The sequence below is a fragment of the Pseudoalteromonas sp. Z9A4 genome (genome assembly GCF_011378845.1).
Lineage (GTDB): Bacteria > Pseudomonadota > Gammaproteobacteria > Enterobacterales > Alteromonadaceae > Pseudoalteromonas > Pseudoalteromonas arctica.
Window position 1 is genome coordinate 47601 of record NZ_WTLA01000023.1, and the last position, 17117, is coordinate 64717.

Genomic DNA, 17117 nt, shown 5'->3' on the forward strand with positions numbered 1-17117 from the left:
ATCAGCCTCTAGAGTGACATTCGCATTACATCATCAATACCATTGAGCACTTTATTTCGCATTTCCATAAGCATCGAAAAGCTTAAGCTTGCTTTTTGACTTGCGATCATAGCACCAACAACATCTTCACTTTGTCCCGTATCAACGGCTTTCATCATATCTCCAGCAATATTTTGCTGTTCATTTATGGAACGAACTACATACTTAAAATCTTCACCTATATTTACATTTTCATTAGGAATTATATTAGGCTCAATTCGATCAGATGCAGCTAACTGCTGCATTTCCATCATTTTACCAAGCATCAATCGTTGACTTTCAATTGGGGACATTAGGGTTTCCTTTAAATTATGCTATTGCATCTATATCAATGCCGTATTCACGCATAGCGGCAAGTTTGTATCTTAATGCTCGAGTACTCACTCCAAGCGCTTCAGCTGTTTGAGTTCTATGTCCTTTAAAGCGACTTAGTAAACTATAAATATAATCAAATTCAGCTTGTTTCTTATTTTCTTTCAATTGAGATGAGCAAAAGGTAGCTGCCGCAGGTAAACAGTTAGGCAGATTGAGATCATCAGATTGAATCTCTGCACCACGAGCCATAACAAGCGCTCTTTGCATAACATTTTCAAGCTCTCGTACGTTTCCAGGCCAGTTGTAACAAAGCATAAGGTCTTCAGCTTGTTTACTAATATGATACTCAGATGAACCGTATTTCTTAATGAAATAATGAGCCAAAGGTAAAATATCATCTGTTCTATCACGAAGTGCTGGCCAACTAAGTGGCAATACATCTAATCGATAAAATAAATCTTCTCTGAAATACCCTTTTTCTACTTGCTCTCTTAGTACTTTATTAGAAGCAGCAATAATCCGTATATCTAGATTGATTTTTTGATGACTACCTAATCTTTCAACTTCACGTTCTTGTAAAACACGCAGTAACTTCGCCTGTAAATCAAGTGGTAGCTCAGTTATTTCATCAAGTAATATTGTTCCTCCATTTGCAAGTTCAAACTTACCTTCTTGGGAGTTAACGGCTCCTGTAAATGCGCCTTTATTATGTCCAAATAATATTGCCTCAAGCATATTTTCAGGTATTGCAGCACAATTGACCGCTACAAAAGGTTTATCTTTACGTTCAGAAGCTTTATGAATGAAATGAGCTAACTTTTCCTTACCCGTGCCTGATTCCCCGCTAATTAACACACTTGCTGATGTTTGTGCAGCCCGGTTAGCTAAGCGCAAAACTTGCTGTGACTTAGTCGATACAGCAATTAAATCTTCAACGCCGTTCTTCATTGAATTAGCATTACGAATAGTATTTTTTAGCTGTTGCTCAAAAAAAGGCTTTAATAAATAATCAACTGCGCCACCAATATTTATAGTCTTTGACGCAATTTGACTCTGCGAAGAATCAACAAGTGAGACTACTTGAGTAATCGGACACGTTTTGCGGATAAGCTTAATTAATTCAACTAATTCAATGTTTTTAATATCCGCATCAACAAAAATAAGCTCTGGTTTAATACTAATACAATGGCTTACTGCTTCAGCAATAGAATTGGTATGCAAAAATTTGAAGTTTTCAGATATAACTATTTCTATAAACTCAATATCCGGCTGCTGTTCACTTATCCATAAAAGGTACTTTTGGCTCATTTTATCCCCTACAAAACACATTAATTTGAATGTCGAAACAAACGAATCAAAACACGACGATTGGACGCTAGTCCTTTTTCTGAATTTTCGACAATAGGATAACGTTGACCATGAGCTCGCACTTCTAACATACCTTTAGGCAAACCAAATTCGACTAATCTTGAAGCTACATCATCTGCCCTTTCTTTCGAAAGCAGACGATTTGCTAAAGGAGAACCTACATTATCAGTGTGCCCATCAACCATGACTTTAGTTACACCTTTATCTAGCGAAACATAACGGACAAGATCTTTCAAAAAGTCTAAATCGTCCTGTTGATAAACCGTACGTTTACCTGTTTTAAAGTGAATTTCATGATCTCTTGCCTGCTTCCATGACAAAGGAGATAGATTAGTTAAACAATGTTGATATTGCTTAATAACATCACTACTGAAAATGTTTGTAAATGTCAGGCGTAATTGTTCATCTCCAAAACCTATAATACTATCAAGCCAACCACCTTGTTTTATTACTCTTAGTAAGGTGCTTTCATTAATATCAAATGTAGCTGTATTATTTGCAATATCCGAAGTGAATAAATTAAGTTGCGGAGGGGAAATACTTTTCGACTGCCAATCAGCTTTCTTAGAGTGGACTTGAACATCAGTTACAGTTTTATCTGGTATTAGCCATTTAAGAACTAATTTTTGGGGTTCTGCAGGAACGCGAATAATTTCTAACGATGCGTAGCTGTCAAAATTTTGACTCAACCGACAAGAAAAAGAACTTTCTTGTGTAGACCATAAACCTTTTTCATAAGCTTGAGTAAAAACCTGTTCTTTTGCTGTTGCATCATTAATTGTAAAAATTAAAAACAGACAACAAACTAAAAGTTTAATTGATGTGAAAATATAACTCATGAGTATTCCATACAACCTTGAATAGACCAACTAGGTCCTATTTAATATAAACAGCGAAATGTATAAAAATACATTTATAGTATTAAACGATGTCGCTAAGTTAATGTAGCCTCACGATCTTAGTTATCCCTTAGACTGGTAGCTTTGCGTCCTACACTTTCGTGAAGCTTGCCATTTAATTTACTTTAACTTTACTTTTATTACTTTTATTTTTTAAAAAGTGATAATTCACAACATGAAAAGTAACCCATATGGACTACTTTATTTTCAAGGTTATAGTTAATTAGAACCAAATGCAACTATAATTGCATTTAGTTCATCACTTATTCAGCATAACTAATAAACGAGATTAACCTAATGACCCGAGAACATTAACTCTCACAAAGTCTGGAATTTCGTTATAAGAAAGAACAACTAAGCCACCTTTTGTAAAACTCTTTGCATACCGAGCAAGCAAAGGCCTCAACTGAGGAATAACGATTAAAACGGGAGTCACCCCCCTTGTTTTCATGTCATCAACAAGTAAGGGCATCATCCGTTGAAATTGCCCTAATAAATTAGGATCAACAGGAAAGCTATCTAATGCCACTTTTCCTGCCTGCATCGCTTGATCTAGTGAACTTTGCATTGTACTTTCAAGCTTTTCATCAAGACTGTAAGCGGCAAGCTCTTCTTTATTACCCATCACCTGTTTTACTAATACATTTTGTAATGCGCAACGAACATCAGAAACCAATAAAATAGGGTCTTTTGTTACTTCAACACTATCAATTAAAGTTCCTGCTATAGTTACAATGTCTTTGATACTAATATGTTCTCGCAGTAATAACCGAATAACTTTCAGCTGTAAGTTAGTCGATAATGATTTTTCAAAAGTTTCAGCCAGACTAGGTGAAATTTCTTTCAATCTATCATTTAATCTCTGAACATCTTCGTAACTAAACAGCTCATCTAAGTGTTCTTTAATAATCTTACCAGTATGAGTAGCAATTACCGTACCAAGATCTACAACTGAATAACCCATATTTAAAGCTTTAGCTTTGCTATCGTCTTTAATCCAAACTGCTTCTAGTCCGTAAGCCGGATCGGTTGTAATTTCTCCGTCTAGAGTTCCATAAACATCTCCGGTGTTTAAAGCGAGTAGTTCTTTGGCATTTAAAAAACCGTTTGCAACGGGAACGCCTGTTAGATTAACTTTATATTCTTGAGGATTTAGCTTTAAATTATCTTTAATTCGGATTTCAGGTAATAAAAACCCTAATTGCTCTGACAGGTTTTTTCTTACACCTCGCAGAGTTTTAACCAGTTCCTCGCCTTTATTTTTATCAGCTAAATAAACAAGCCTGAACCCTAACTCCACTGACAATTTATCGACATGAGAAATATCTCCCCACTCTAAGCTAGCTTGCTGCTCACTTAAAATAGAGTCAGTTATTTGTTCAGCTTCGAGCAGATCTGTTGTGGGGAGTGACCTTTGTAATCGCCAAGAAACGTAGAGTAAGGGAATTGCAAAACCCAAAAACGCCACAGTAGGCATGCCTGGTACAATGCCCAGGACTACCATAATTAAAGCTGCGGTAAAAATAACTCGTGGAGATGCAAGCAGTTGTTTACCAACTGTTTCACTCATATCCCCTTCATCGTTCATTCGCGTAACAATGATAGCCGCCGCTACAGCAAGTAAAAGTGAAGGAATTTGTGCTACAAGGCCATCACCAATAGTAAGTAATGCAAAGCGCTGAAAAGCTTCAGCTAAACTAAGACCATGCTGGAATGCACCAATAGAAACACCACCCAGTAAATTAATTACTAGGATGATTAAGCCTGCAATAGCATCTCCTCGAACAAACTTTGACGCACCATCCATAGATCCGTAAAAATCGGCCTCTTGGGCAATTGTTGCTCGTCTTTCTTTTGCTTGCTCTGGACCTATTAAACCTGCATTTAAATCTGCATCTATTGCCATTTGTTTACCTGGCATTGCATCTAATGTAAAGCGAGCTGCAACTTCAGATATTCGTTCTCCACCTTTTGTTATTACTACAAAGTTAATTACCATTAATATAATAAAAACAACAATACCAACAACATAATTGCCACCTATTACAACTTCACCAAAAGCTTGAATAACCCGGCCAGCTACGTCAGAACCTTCATGTCCATGTAATAACACAACTCGAGTTGAGGCTATGTTTAAGGTTAGCCTCATTAGGGTGGCAACAAGTAAAATAGTAGGGAATACAGAGAAATCTAATGGTTTCTTTGAGGATACGGCTACCAGAAGAACAATAACTGATAGAACAATATTGAATGTAAATAATGCATCTAATAGCCATGCTGGCAATGGTAAAATAACCATTGATAGTATAGCCAAAAGTATTAAAGGAATGGCTGTATAAGGCCGAGTAAAACTGCGCCAGTTCAAATTAAGACTCCAACATCTAAGATTTTTGTAAATTTTTAGGGATTTTTAATTCAGGTAATGGGGCCGGAGGCTGCCCACGACCTTGCTTATAAGCCTTTAGCTGCATAACATAAGTTAAAACGTACGCTACAGCTGTATATAAACCATTTGGAACTTCTTGGTCAATTCTGGTAGAAAAATATATCGCCCGAGCAAGAGCCGGAAGCTCTATGATTTCTTTATTATTTTGACGTCCTACCTCTCTAATGCGTAATGCCATTTCATCAACTCCTTTTGCAACAACATAAGGAGCTTTAGCTGCTCCTTCACTATATTTAATTGCAACAGCATAATGAGTTGGATTAGTAACAATCACATCGGCAGTAGGAACTCGTTCTTCAATTTTTCGATTTGCTTGCTGATATTGAATTTGTCTTATTTTGTTTTTAATTTCTGGACTACCATCAGAAGACTTCCTCTCTTCTTTTACTTCTTGATGCGTCATTTTTATTTTTTTAGAGATTTGATGTTGCTGAAAAGGAACATCAATTACGGCAATAAATAACAATAATGTCACTGTAACCATTAATGACAAAAAGAGTAATTCAATACCTTGTCCTATAGCGACTTTAATGTCTAAGCTTTGCAAAAACATTAGTTGCCCCCATAGTTTGGTTAAAAATACATATAAACAAATCGCTAATAAGCTGATTTTTAGAATAGATTTAACCAGTTCTACTAATGACTGTGTCCCAAACATTTTACCTAAACCTTTTAACGGGTTTAGCTTACTAAACTTAGGGGATACTGATTTCATTGAAAAAACGAAGCCGCCCGGCAAAATCCCTGTAATCCACATAGCTAAAAATAATAAAAACAAAAATGGTGTTAAAGTTGAGATCATATCCATTACAGCCCTACCCATGGCAATAGGCATCATTTTAGTATTATTTATAATATTGTGATCGAGCTGCATACTCGTATTCATCAAATTTACAAATAATGTATAAAATAAATTTGAAAACCAGAGTAAACCTGAAATACCAACCATCAACAGTATGGCCGTATTCAGCTCTTTAGAACGAGCTACCTGACCATCTTCTTTGGCCTTTTTTAACCTTTTCTCTGTGGGTTGTTCTGTTTTTTCTTGGGAGCTATTTTCAGACATAAATTATTGCATCGCTTGTGAAAAAACAGTGAGTACATGATACGCCAAGGAAGAGAAAGCACTTCCCATATATTCTAACGTCATAAACACACAAAAAAATCCCATCAAAAGGGACATAGGAAAACCCAATACAAATATATTAAGTGACGGGGCCGCTCTACTAGCAACACCAAATGTAAGGTTGACCAATAACATGGCTATAATACCGGGTAGCGAAAGAAGCAATGCAGAGGAGAACATCCAACTAAATAGCATTACTATTGACTGGATATTAAATTCATAAATGCTCCTCCCAATTGGGAAAACATTAAAGCTTTCGACCATTACATTTAGAGTAATTAAGTGACCATCGACAGCAAAAAATAATAATGCCCCCATAATCCAAAATAACTGCCCTAGTAATGCAACCTGGTTTCCACTTCCTGGGTCCATCACCAATGCCATAGATAAGCCCATCTGCATTGATAATATAAGCCCAATGATCGCCATAACCTCAAATAGCATTCGCAGTGAAAGCCCCATCATTACGCCAAAAATAATTTGTTCCGCTGTTAAAATAACAGCATCCAAAGAAAATATATCAACTGCGGGGGCAAGGGGTAATTGTGGAGCAACCAAAAAAGCAAGCATCATCGAAAGGAGTATTCGTGAGCGCGGCGTCACTGCTGGATTATCAAAAACAGGCATGGACCATAATAGTGCAGAAAAGCGCACAAAAGGCCACCATACCATGCCTATCCAACTAACTAAATCACCCGCAGTAAGCGATATTAACGAACTCACCCGAAGACTCCGGGAATCATAAATTTGAGTTTATCAAACCAATCAACAAGTATTTGAAGCATCCAGTGCCCTGCAAAAACTACCATTAATAGAGTTAGTAACATTCTTGGTAAAAAAGTCAGTGTTTGTTCTTGTATAGAGGTCGCACCTTGTATTATTGCTACAACAATACCTAAAATCAGCCCCGGTACAATTAAAACTAAAATCAATTTAATAATTGTATAAACTGCAGAAGCAATAAGCTCTACAGCCATTTCTGGACTCATGGCGACATACCAAAGGTGGCGGCTAGCGTACCTGCAACCATTGACCAACCATCCGCTAAAACAAACACCATAAGTTTAAAAGGTAAACTTATGATTAAGGGTGACAACATCATCATACCCATTGACATCAACACACTACTTACAACTAAATCAATGATCAAAAAAGGAATAAATAACATAAAACCTATTTGAAAGGCTGTTGTTAACTCACTAAGTACAAACGCTGGCATTAATACTTCAAAAGGGATCTCTTGGGCAGTTAATGTTGTTGGTTCGTTTGCAATTAATAAAACCTGTCTAAGTTCGCTTTCTCTAGTTTGTCTTAACATAAAAGTACGAAGTGGTTTTTCAGCCCTCGCTAGTGCTTCTTCTAAGCCAATAGTTTCAGCTTGAAATGGCTTATACGCATTTTGATACATATCTTGCCAAACAGGTCTCATTATTAACATCGTCAACATTAACGATATTCCAATTAGAATCTTATTCGGCGGACTTTGTTGAAGCCCCATAGCTTGTCTTAAAATTGCTAATACAATAATAATTCGAGTAAATGAAGTAAGTACCATCAATAAAGCAGGGATCAAGCTCAATACCGTCATAAGTAACAAAATCTGCAACTTAACGTTATAGTCTTGGCCTTGCGCAGTATCTTTTAAAGAAAATAGCGTAAGTTCTTCGGCATTTAACCAGCCTGGTATTAAAAGTAAGATTAAAAGTAAACCAGTCTTAAAAATTACGCTTTTATTCATTTCTTATGCTTCCTCTTGCTCAGGAGCATCTTCTTTTATAAATTTAAGCGCATACTTGCCTTCAGCCATAATAACTTCAGCTTTAGCAAAGAAAACCCCATTAACTTTAACATCTAAAGGCTCGCCAGCAACTTTGTCAAGTCGCAAAACATCACCGTCTTTAGCTTGGCTTAACTCACCCAGTGTAATTTCTGTGCTAGCAACTTCTAAAGTAACTAATAAAGGAACATCTTGGAAAAATGACATATTTTCAGCATTACCTTGCGCAACTGATTTATTTTCAAACTCATCCATTCCATCTAAGTCTAAGCCAGCTAAGGCACTATCAAGATTTTCATTCATAATTTATATTACTCGTTTCTTTATTTGTTAATTCTGTTATTTGAAATGCTAAGCCTGAGTCTTGCTCTACCACTTGACCTTTAAATATATTTTTCTTACCTAATTTAAACAATGCAAGTTCATTGAGCTCTATAGGCAAAAGTTCTCCATCCATACATTTCTTTAATTGCTTAAGAGTTACTTTCTTGTTTGCCATCTCAATTTTTCCTTGTACAGAAAACTGTGGCCAAGCGTTCATTGATATGTTTTCAGGTGAAGTACTTTTATCTTTAATATTCTGTTTATTTTCACTAAAAAAAGATATAGGCAACCAAAGAAACCAGCTGATAACTTCGTTTTCTAAAATAAAACGAACTTTAAAAGCTATATAGTTTAATGGGTTTGGGTGTTTTTCATATTTTTGCACTTCGCCTAGTAAAGCTGAGCGCTCTCTAAATAGTAATTTCTGCAGCCCCTGAACTTGCCTTTGCAATAAGCGGCAACAAATTCTATTTTCTGTAGAGCTCAACTCAGCAGGAAGCTCAACTGACTCATCAGCTGAAGGATTTAAGCTATTAAACTGCCCACCAAGACATAAATCTGCCGTCTTATGAGCGCTTTTATAGTCAAGCGCTAAGTAAGCTGAGTCCTCATCAGGAACAAATAAAGGGCATTCAATAAAAATACGTGGCGACTCTTTAAACCAGCTTTCAATTACACCTTTACTACATTGGGTAATATCAATATCAAACCGCGTATCGTTGAAAAGTTGGGCGAGTTCTAGCTCGAAAACTTTTCGCATATTAACTTTTATTTCATCAGCTTTTTTTATTGCATGATCTAAAGTACGCTGCTCTATTGTAAGAGGAAAAGCGGTAAAGCTCCCTGCATCTTTAGCTTTAATTAACTTAGGCCTAACATTTGACTTTTTATGCATACAAAAGCTTTCCCCAGTTTAGTTTCATCATTTCTTTCCTTGCTCTTTTCTATACTGAGCTTGTTGCTGTAATCTTTTCACAATAGCGCTTCGTTTTGATTCATTTTTAGATGTCCATTCAACCCCTAAAAACATTAGCTTCTCATTAACTTGGCGGCGGTACATCACCTTTCCCGCTAATCGGCTATATTCATCGAATACAACAGTAAGTGTATTGGGTATTGTCTTTTCTGCGGGTACTAATATACCTACTCCACCAACACTTATATCTTTGGCAACTGCATGGCAAATCGAAATATCAATGAAAAAATTGCGTAATAACTGGACACCAACTCCACCTCGTTGAATAGCTTCTGGTTCATAGTTGTCTTTAGGATTTAAATTCCAACGTTTATAATTGCGTTTTGTTTCAATTTGGCTACTCATAACCACCTTCTAGGCGTAATACAGGTTTATTAGCAGTAGCTGCTTTAACTGATTTATTTACAGGACTCTCAATGTTGTTGTCATTAAATAATGCATTAAGCTTTTCTTCTGCATCTTTAGTTAAAATCAACAACTCTACTCGTCGGTTCTCACTAGCTAATAGGTTATCTTTATTGAGGGGACGATTTGAAGAAAATGCATTTACTTGTAATACACTTTTAGTGGGCATCCCTCCTGCAGTCATTATTTTCCTTGCTTGCTGCGCTCTTTCACCAGATAGGTCCCAGTTTCTTGAGCTGCCATCTTTAAAAGCACTTGCGTCACTGTGTCCTGAAATAATTATTTTATTGTCAATATCACGAAATAACCCACCAAGATGTAAAAATAAATCTTCAAAAAAAGGTGTCATATCATTTTTAGAACGTTCAAACATTTTATGACTATCATTATCTCTAATAATGACCCTCAATCCCGATGGGACCTCTTCCACTAATAAGTTATTTTTTAACAAATCTTCTTTCGATAAATCTTGAAAGCTTTTCAATAATAAACTTAGCTCAGACGACGCTTTAAAGTCGCTATCAATCACCGAGTTAAGTTTATCACCTTTACCTGCTTTAGGGTCTATATCGCCCTTGGGAACTTGTAAAAATTCACTCATTCCTGGTTTAGGAGAGTCCGGAGGTACATCTCCTGATTCTAAGTGTTTTATTACTGACGGCGAACCGCCTAAATCAACAGGAAAAGGACTGTTTTGAGGGTCAAAAATAGCAGGCCCACCATCAAACACTGAATGAGTCCTCATATAATGAGCTATTTCAACACGCTCAGATTCATTCGTAATAGCCATAATCCACAACACCATAAAAAAGGCCATCATAGCTAATGTAAAGTCGGCAAAAGCAACTTTCCAAGCACCGCCATGCGCTGCATGCTTTACTTTTCTGCGTCCTTTTTTTATTATTATTTCATTAGTTTTTTCCATAACTATGCAGCCTTATTATTTATCCACTCTTCCATAGTGGTAAAAGTAGGCTTAACTTCTTCATTTATTAATTTTCTACCCGAGTCAGTAGCCACGATAGGAACATGCCCTTTAGCGTGAGCTACAAGCATTGCCCTTACACACTCAAGCATGGCCATTTGTTTTTTTACATATTGCTCCATTGCAGAAGCTAAAGGAGCAATTAAACAGTAACAAGCAAATATACCAATGAATGTACCTACTAATGCTGCAGCAACGTGGTAGCCAATTTCACTTAATGCCCCATCCAAATGTTGCATTGTAATAATAATGCCGCCCACGGCTGCTAAAATACCAAAACCAGGCATCGCTTCGGCAATACCTGCCAATGCATGAGATGGCTTTAATTTTTGCTCTTCAATGGTATAAATCTCTTGCTCTAACATTGCATCAAAATCATGAGATGTAATTTTACCCATGCTAAATAAGCGCAAGTTATCACAAATGAAGGTAACAAGTTGAGGAAACTCATAAACCTTAGGGTAAGCTAGAAAAATAGAACTTGTTTCTGGGTTTTCTACATGTTCATCAAGGCCTTTAATACCTTTAATTCTGGCTAAATCTAAAAGCGAATAAATAACTAACAACAGGTCATGATAAAGCTCTGAAGAATTACTCCCTTTACCACTTATAAATTGATATTTTAACTGACTTAACATTTCGGTTAAAACATATTTAGAATTGCCAACAATAAGTGCGCCTACACCCGCCCCTAAAATTATTACAAACTCAGCAGGTTGCCACATAGTAGCAACATTGCCTCCAGCAAAAGCAAAACCGCCCAATACTGCAGCAAGTACAACAATTAAACCTATAATTCTTTGCATTCTTTATCCTTCAGATACTATGTTTGTTGAAGCTTTCTAGTTAGAGTTTCGAGTGCGCGTTTATGTAACTGGCAAACTCGTGCTTCTGTAAGTTCAAGTGTTAGCGCTATTTCTTTCATATTCATTTCATGCGTGTAATACAACTGTAAAAGTAATTTATCGCGAGTATTCATCTCACCCATTACCTTTTTTAGCATTAACGCAGTATCGTTGTCGCTTTCAGAGTCTGATGTACTTATAGGTAATTTAGGATTATCTTCAAGTAGACTCTCCAAGCTCTCAATTGTTTCTGCTTGGCCGCTATATTGTAATTGCACTAATTCATCGTGCTTAATATTTAGTGCTTCACATAATTCGCTATCTGTCGCTTCACGGCCATATTCTTTTCTTAAGGTACGCGTCATATCTCGTAATTTATGAGACTGTTGCCTTAACTGTCTAGGTCTCCAGTCTAAGCGCCTAAACTCATCAAGCATTGCCCCACGAATTCGCTTAAACGCAAAAGCCGTAAACTTTTCATCTATATCTCGACCATAGCGCCTAAGTGAAGTAAGTAATGCGACTAAACCAATTTGCTGAATATCATCGTTATCAACAAGCACACCAACTTGTGTTCGCATATGCGCAGCAGCTCGTTTAACTAAATAAGAATACTGAGCTAATAACTCAGTTTCTTTTGCCGGTGAAAGCGTTACAAACGAGTCTGATTCAATCTCACCCCACTCTTCATTCAGTAACATGCTTAATGCACCTTACTGAATAAATACATTGGTAACGAGTACATTTTCTAGTTTTAAAGATATCTTACTTTTTAAAACCATATTAAATTCCTCTAATAACGTTTTTTGCACTGCATCTATATCTTTAAATAAAACCTTAACATCAGCATGACTCATATTAGCAAACTGCTTTACTAATACATTACGCAATAATGGTGTTACTTTTTCTGCATCTAATTTATTGTCAATACTTGGAGGGATAACCAGTACTAAATCTAAAACTAAATACCGTGCATAACTATCATCAGATACACTAATTATAAAGCGTTCCATTTCATGGTACTGAGATTCTGACACTTGGGTAGTTACAGTATCAGCACTGTCATCAACTTTAGGACTACTATCGAGTAATTTACCGGCAAAAAAAGCGCCCGCAATCAAAATTAAAGCGCCAATTCCTAACAATATTTTTTTCACATTTATCTCACTTTAATCAATATTAATTATACTAATCTATTTAACCAATCAGACGATGTTTTTGACTGTTCTGTAGCGTCTATTTCAGAGTTATCTGTAAATGAAAAGTTCTCAGCCACCCTTTCATCATCAGAGTTATTATTTTGCTCTTGCTGCTTATCACTAAAACTTAAATCAACTGAAACACTGCCATTTTGAGAAAGCGTTTGCTTTAACTGATCTAATGTTTGAGCAATAGCGTCTCTTACTTGTGGGTTACTGGTCACCAAATTAACGGATGTTTTATCACCATCAACACTAATTGAAATTTCAATTCGACCTAAATTAGGAGGATCCAACCTTATTTGAGCACGTTGTACTTGCTGGCCAATTTGCAGATTAACCTTGTCACCTAACACATTAAGCAACCGCTGACCCCATTCATTAGGGCCCCCTTTAAGTTTTTCTTGTCGCCATTCAAATGTATCAACTACCGCTACATTATTAGAAGCTGCACTAAGGAACTGCATTTTATTATTTAGTAAATCACGATTTTCAATACTAAAAGCGCCATTAGAAAGCGCATTAATTGAATGCTTTACTAATTCGTTTTTACGTACTACAAGCTGTTCATCACTTATATCTGAAATTGTCACACTATCAGCATTAGGCTGCGAACTTAAAGAGCGGAACTCTCCTTGTGTAACAGGCACTTGTATTGCTTTATTTAACATTGGCTGAGCAATTTCACTCGAAGCATTAGCCTTACTAACAAGCATATTTAAATCAGCACTAATGGACTGCGCAATAGAGCTTGATGTTTCAGGCGTAAAGTGATGTATATTATTTGAATTTAATCTATTTATACCAAGGTAGAGCTCGCTAGAAATACTGTTATTTTCCAAAGAGTTTAAGACCATATTACCTGTTGAGGTGTTAATTTTGGCCTGAGCATCTTGGTTTTCAGCCAATGGAAGTTCTATTGCACTTTCATTGGTGGGAGTACTTAGTAATGCATCTTGCGTTAACGACTCATTAGTTAAACCTTGGTCCATATTAGCTAAGCCTTGTAAATTAACTTCAGGCTCGGCGATTTTTTGTTTTTGAATTGGATTGAGTAAGTAATGACTTTCAGACTTTTCATCTACATCAGCTGATTCTGCAGATACGTATTCATCACCAGTAACCTCGTCATCAGCAACATCATTTATAGTGTTGCCTTCATCCATTTCTTTTTGACTAGCTAAAGCGTGTTCATTAAATTCTTTACCCTGTACCTCGGCTTCTTCTGACGTTGGAGTATTTGCAATAACTCTTTTACTATTTACACTTTCAAACTCAGCTTTAGGTGCGGCATTGCCTAATTGAACATTCATAAGTTACTTCCTTCAGAGAATTCCTTGTAAGCAGCAATACCTTCTTTATTTTCTTGATGGTTTTGCATTTTCACTTTAACTACCGATTGCTGTTTAGCAATTAAATTAATTATATTTTTATAACGTTTTTTTAATAATTTTCGCTGTGGCTCTATTGAATTAAACCATGGCATAGTTTGCGATACGCTAAGTAACGAATGCATTTTTTTATCGGCTTGTTTCACCTTAAACCAATTACCGTCTTGCACAGCTTGTTCCATGTACGTCAGTAACTGCTCTATTTTTTTTTCAGTTTCTTTACTTGATAAAACCATGAACAGCACTAAACCTATGAATAAACAACACGATATTAAAGCAAAAAACAAGCCAACTTTAATGTACTGTTTTTATTAAACAAAAACGTATAAAACCCCACAAAGCGGAAGCCAACCTTCCGTAGCGGAAGTTCAGAGGAAGCGTTTGTAATAAACATCTCAAAAAAAAACCAGCAAAATCAGCTGGTTTAATATTACTTATCAAGTGCTCTACCCTATTTGTGTGCCTAAACCTTGCCAGCCTTCTTGTAAGTTGGTCATCACAATGCGAGTAGAATCAATAAACGACAAATCATTTTTCAAACTTGCTTGAAGTAAAGCTTGCCCACAATGCTCATAAAGCTTTTGCATGTTTTGAGCAACTTCGCCACCTTTTTCAAGGTCCAGAGATGCTTCTAATCCACCTAAAATACGCATTAGCTTTTCAATACTTTCGGCCTTTTTATCATAACGCTTTTGATTAATATGGCCCGCGACTCTTTCGAGTTCATCTAAAAAACCATCAAACAACATTAAAACAAGTTTATGTATATCTGCACTGGCCGCTTTGGCATCAACCGATGTGCTTTTATAAGCTGAAAAGCCATCATTTAAATCTAACATAATTAGTCCCTAACCAAATTGACCCATTGTAGATTCTAATTGCGCAATAGTCTGTTGCATTTGTGTAAATTGCGATAAATAACGCTGGTATACTTGTTCCATTGACGAATTATGACTTGCTTGCTGCCTAGTTATAATGTCTAAACTTGCTTGAAGGGTATCTTTTTTATCTGTCATCAAGCCGTAGCTTTTAGTGTAAGGCTCGATTCTTTTCTCTAACTTCGACATAACCCCATTATCACCGGTTAGCATTTTAGTTAGTAATTCAGGATCAGAGTTAAGTGCATCTTCCAATCTGTCACTATTAATTGTTAAGTTACCGCTACGGTCAAACTCAATTCCTACAGAATAAAGGGTTTTACCTTCAAATGTTCCTTGAAAATCGTTACGTAATGAGCGAGCTAAACTACTTGCTAAGCTATCTCTTTTTAAATTGTCGTTGGTAGTTATGCTACTTGATAAGTTATTAAATGCATCAATAAAGCTCTGGATATTTTTTTTAGTGTTTTCTAGGTCTTGGCCAACCGAGATATGAGCAGGGCTATCACCAGCACTCTGCGCTTTTGTTAGATTTAACGTTACCCCTTCAATAACATCTTCTAATGTATTTGTTGTTGAAGTAATTGTAATCGCTGAAGTTGCACCTAACTTTATTATAGAGTCTTGTGCTGCTGTGAGTTCTTTAATACCTGATATAGCGCTAGCTACATTGCTTCCATTGGCATCCGGAGCTGTAGAATCTGGTGAAAAACTAACTGCAATTTGATTTGCAGCACCAGATTTTTCACTCGTCATCACTAAAAATGTATCAGTACCTGAGCGAATTACACTTGCTTTAGCACCTTTATTGTCAACATGTGAATTTATAGCACTTGCTAGGTCACTTAACGAGGCACCTGCTGCAAGTGTTGATAAATCAACAGTAAACGAGTCCCCTGCCAAATCAATATTTAGCTCGCCATTGGTACTTAATGGAATACTGGTATCAAAGCTCAATGCGACTTGGTGCGCTTGTGCTAATTGCTCAACAAAAATATCATACTCGCCAGGTGATGCACTGCTTGTTGTTATATTTAGTACATCTTCATCTGTTACAGTGGCCGAATTTGCTAAAAAACTACTGTCGCTGTCTAAGTTGCCTTCTAAACTCGTATGAAAACTTGTCAAGTTACTTTTCAAACCGTCAATTGCACTTATTTTACTAGAAAATTCACTACTTTTATTACTTAAAAGCTGATCTTTTGAGGCACGCTCAATTTGTGTATATTGACTAGCCAAATTAGCCGGATCAATACCTAGTGCTGATAAACTCATTTTATTCCCCAATAGTTTTTTATATAAATAAAAACTTTAAATTAAAGCGTTTATTTATATAACCGCTATAAACCATGTTTGTAGCGGTCATTAATGTACTTCATTTTAATTAGAGTATCTAATTAACGAAGTAATGAACCAATCATTTGCGTTGTGCTGTTAGCAGTACTCAATACCGAAATACCAGAGTTCATTAACAACTGCTGCTTAGTCATGTTTGACGTTTCAGCTGCAAAGTCAGCATCCATTAACGTAGATGAAGCTGCTTGCGTATTTTCTTTCATGTTTGTTACGTTCGTCATTGTGTGCTCAAGGCGATTCATTGATGCACCTAGTGATGAACGAGCCGTGCCGACTGCCGCAATTAGGCCATCAACTTTAGCCAACTCAGCTTGCGCTGTTGCAACATCAGTAAAGGAAGTTGCAAACCCCGTAATTGCGGTATCAACAGTATCTAAATCACCATCAATATCAACAACCAGTTTTTCAGCAGCACTAGAGCCAACCTGAAAAGTAACATCAGTTGTTCTTGCAGTTGCTTGGGCTGAACCGAACGTACCAGTAGCTTTATCCAATAACGCTGTACCACCAAAAGAAGTATTTGTCATAATACTGCTTAGCTCTTTAGCTAGAGCATCGTACTCTGCACTTTGCGCAGCCCACTCAGTAGTACCATTTGCATCACTCGCACCTTGTGTCGCAAGCTCTTTCATGCGGTAAGCAATGTTCGTCATCTCATCAAACGCGCCCTCTGCTGTTTGCATCATCGACATCGCGTTCGCGCCGTTGTACAAACCCGCTTCTTGGCCTTTTACTTGTGCATTTAAGCGAGACGCTATTTGTAGGCCTGCAGCGTCATCTTTCGCTGA

The 17117-nt window shown here is 36.7% G+C and carries 20 protein-coding genes and 1 riboswitch; all 20 genes read right to left on the minus strand.

From position 1 onward, the window contains the following. Positions 1–8: 8 nt before the first annotated feature. Entirely contained in the window at positions 9–332 is a 324-nt protein-coding gene (locus tag GQR54_RS15260; RefSeq protein WP_166378732.1) for a flagellar hook-basal body complex protein FliE, read from the minus strand. Positions 333–348: 16 nt separating this feature from the next. Further along, complete coding sequence (locus tag GQR54_RS15265) at positions 349–1662, minus strand: sigma-54 dependent transcriptional regulator (RefSeq protein ID WP_166378734.1); 1314 nt, start codon at positions 1660–1662, stop codon at positions 349–351. 20 nt (positions 1663–1682) lie between these two features. Continuing rightward, positions 1683–2561: an OmpA family protein gene (locus tag GQR54_RS15270; protein ID WP_166378736.1), complete on the minus strand. Its 879-nt coding sequence runs from the start codon at positions 2559–2561 to the stop codon at positions 1683–1685. Between the two features lie 101 nt (positions 2562–2662). Beyond that, positions 2663–2744, minus strand: a riboswitch (cyclic di-GMP riboswitch). 166 nt (positions 2745–2910) lie between these two features. After that, on the minus strand, positions 2911–4986 hold the full coding sequence (gene flhA, locus GQR54_RS15275; protein WP_166378738.1) for a flagellar biosynthesis protein FlhA: 2076 nt from the start codon (positions 4984–4986) through the stop codon (positions 2911–2913). 16 nt (positions 4987–5002) lie between these two features. After that, positions 5003–6133 (minus strand): flagellar biosynthesis protein FlhB, encoded by a 1131-nt coding sequence (flhB, locus tag GQR54_RS15280; protein WP_166378740.1) that lies wholly within the window; start codon positions 6131–6133, stop codon positions 5003–5005. Between the two features lie 3 nt (positions 6134–6136). Then, entirely contained in the window at positions 6137–6916 is a 780-nt protein-coding gene (gene fliR, locus GQR54_RS15285) for a flagellar biosynthetic protein FliR (protein ID WP_166378742.1), read from the minus strand. Beyond that, positions 6913–7182, minus strand: coding sequence for a flagellar biosynthetic protein FliQ (locus GQR54_RS15290; RefSeq protein ID WP_166378744.1), 270 nt, complete (start codon positions 7180–7182; stop codon positions 6913–6915). Before GQR54_RS15290 ends, fliR begins: the two co-directional genes overlap by 4 nt. After that, entirely contained in the window at positions 7179–7931 is a 753-nt protein-coding gene (gene fliP / locus GQR54_RS15295) for a flagellar type III secretion system pore protein FliP (RefSeq protein ID WP_166378746.1), read from the minus strand. Before fliP ends, GQR54_RS15290 begins: the two co-directional genes overlap by 4 nt. Positions 7932–7934: 3 nt before the next feature. Continuing rightward, complete coding sequence (locus GQR54_RS15300; protein ID WP_166378748.1) at positions 7935–8273, minus strand: FliM/FliN family flagellar motor switch protein; 339 nt, start codon at positions 8271–8273, stop codon at positions 7935–7937. Next, positions 8266–9189 (minus strand): FliM/FliN family flagellar motor switch protein, encoded by a 924-nt coding sequence (locus GQR54_RS15305; protein WP_166378750.1) that lies wholly within the window; start codon positions 9187–9189, stop codon positions 8266–8268. Before GQR54_RS15305 ends, GQR54_RS15300 begins: the two co-directional genes overlap by 8 nt. A 27-nt stretch (positions 9190–9216) precedes the next feature. Beyond that, positions 9217–9615 carry a PilZ domain-containing protein gene (locus tag GQR54_RS15310; protein WP_166378752.1) on the minus strand — a complete coding sequence of 133 codons (399 nt, stop codon included), beginning with the start codon at positions 9613–9615 and terminating at the stop codon, positions 9217–9219. After that, positions 9608–10600 (minus strand): flagellar motor protein MotB, encoded by a 993-nt coding sequence (locus GQR54_RS15315; RefSeq protein WP_166378754.1) that lies wholly within the window; start codon positions 10598–10600, stop codon positions 9608–9610. The genes GQR54_RS15310 and GQR54_RS15315 overlap by 8 nt, the downstream gene beginning before the upstream one ends. A 2-nt stretch (positions 10601–10602) precedes the next feature. Further along, the gene (gene motA / locus GQR54_RS15320) at positions 10603–11466 is read right to left on the minus strand and encodes a flagellar motor stator protein MotA (RefSeq protein WP_166378756.1); all 864 of its coding nucleotides are present in this window, start codon (positions 11464–11466) and stop codon (positions 10603–10605) included. A gap of 17 nt (positions 11467–11483) precedes the next feature. Beyond that, complete coding sequence (locus tag GQR54_RS15325) at positions 11484–12206, minus strand: FliA/WhiG family RNA polymerase sigma factor (RefSeq protein ID WP_166378758.1); 723 nt, start codon at positions 12204–12206, stop codon at positions 11484–11486. A 12-nt stretch (positions 12207–12218) separates the two neighbouring features. Next, a complete protein-coding gene (locus GQR54_RS15330) occupies positions 12219–12662 on the minus strand; it encodes a flagellar basal body-associated FliL family protein (RefSeq protein ID WP_166378760.1) in 444 nt (147 codons plus the stop codon). A 26-nt stretch (positions 12663–12688) separates the two neighbouring features. Beyond that, positions 12689–14017, minus strand: a complete 1329-nt coding sequence (locus GQR54_RS15335) for a flagellar hook-length control protein FliK (RefSeq protein WP_240918953.1) — start codon at positions 14015–14017, stop codon at positions 12689–12691. Continuing rightward, positions 14014–14331: a hypothetical protein gene (locus GQR54_RS15340; protein ID WP_166378762.1), complete on the minus strand. Its 318-nt coding sequence runs from the start codon at positions 14329–14331 to the stop codon at positions 14014–14016. Before GQR54_RS15340 ends, GQR54_RS15335 begins: the two co-directional genes overlap by 4 nt. A gap of 210 nt (positions 14332–14541) precedes the next feature. Further along, positions 14542–14934: a flagellar export chaperone FliS gene (gene fliS, locus GQR54_RS15345; protein ID WP_166378764.1), complete on the minus strand. Its 393-nt coding sequence runs from the start codon at positions 14932–14934 to the stop codon at positions 14542–14544. Between the two features lie 9 nt (positions 14935–14943). After that, positions 14944–16248 carry a flagellar filament capping protein FliD gene (gene fliD / locus GQR54_RS15350; RefSeq protein WP_166378766.1) on the minus strand — a complete coding sequence of 435 codons (1305 nt, stop codon included), beginning with the start codon at positions 16246–16248 and terminating at the stop codon, positions 14944–14946. Between the two features lie 122 nt (positions 16249–16370). Further along, positions 16371–17117, minus strand: a 747-nt coding sequence (locus GQR54_RS15355; protein ID WP_166378768.1) for a flagellin, incomplete at its 5' end; no start/stop codon positions are given.

What these genes read in the sequence shown, in the direction of transcription:
- GQR54_RS15310 (WP_166378752.1), bottom strand. Translation starts at nt 9,615, where the DNA reads ATGAGTAGCCAAATTGAAACAAAACGCAATTATAAACGTTGGAATTTA.
- GQR54_RS15340 (WP_166378762.1), bottom strand. Translation starts at nt 14,331, where the DNA reads ATGGTTTTATCAAGTAAAGAAACTGAAAAAAAAATAGAGCAGTTACTG.
- GQR54_RS15325 (WP_166378758.1), bottom strand. Translation starts at nt 12,206, where the DNA reads ATGTTACTGAATGAAGAGTGGGGTGAGATTGAATCAGACTCGTTTGTA.
- GQR54_RS15315 (WP_166378754.1), bottom strand. Translation starts at nt 10,600, where the DNA reads ATGGAAAAAACTAATGAAATAATAATAAAAAAAGGACGCAGAAAAGTA.
- GQR54_RS15305 (WP_166378750.1), bottom strand. Translation starts at nt 9,189, where the DNA reads ATGCATAAAAAGTCAAATGTTAGGCCTAAGTTAATTAAAGCTAAAGAT.
- flhB (WP_166378740.1), bottom strand. Translation starts at nt 6,133, where the DNA reads ATGTCTGAAAATAGCTCCCAAGAAAAAACAGAACAACCCACAGAGAAA.
- motA (WP_166378756.1), bottom strand. Translation starts at nt 11,466, where the DNA reads ATGCAAAGAATTATAGGTTTAATTGTTGTACTTGCTGCAGTATTGGGC.
- GQR54_RS15265 (WP_166378734.1), bottom strand. Translation starts at nt 1,662, where the DNA reads ATGAGCCAAAAGTACCTTTTATGGATAAGTGAACAGCAGCCGGATATT.
- GQR54_RS15335 (WP_240918953.1), bottom strand. Translation starts at nt 14,017, where the DNA reads ATGAATGTTCAATTAGGCAATGCCGCACCTAAAGCTGAGTTTGAAAGT.
- fliD (WP_166378766.1), bottom strand. Translation starts at nt 16,248, where the DNA reads ATGAGTTTATCAGCACTAGGTATTGATCCGGCTAATTTGGCTAGTCAA.
- GQR54_RS15290 (WP_166378744.1), bottom strand. Translation starts at nt 7,182, where the DNA reads ATGAGTCCAGAAATGGCTGTAGAGCTTATTGCTTCTGCAGTTTATACA.
- fliS (WP_166378764.1), bottom strand. Translation starts at nt 14,934, where the DNA reads ATGTTAGATTTAAATGATGGCTTTTCAGCTTATAAAAGCACATCGGTT.
- GQR54_RS15270 (WP_166378736.1), bottom strand. Translation starts at nt 2,561, where the DNA reads ATGAGTTATATTTTCACATCAATTAAACTTTTAGTTTGTTGTCTGTTT.
- fliP (WP_166378746.1), bottom strand. Translation starts at nt 7,931, where the DNA reads ATGAATAAAAGCGTAATTTTTAAGACTGGTTTACTTTTAATCTTACTT.
- GQR54_RS15300 (WP_166378748.1), bottom strand. Translation starts at nt 8,273, where the DNA reads ATGAATGAAAATCTTGATAGTGCCTTAGCTGGCTTAGACTTAGATGGA.
- GQR54_RS15260 (WP_166378732.1), bottom strand. Translation starts at nt 332, where the DNA reads ATGTCCCCAATTGAAAGTCAACGATTGATGCTTGGTAAAATGATGGAA.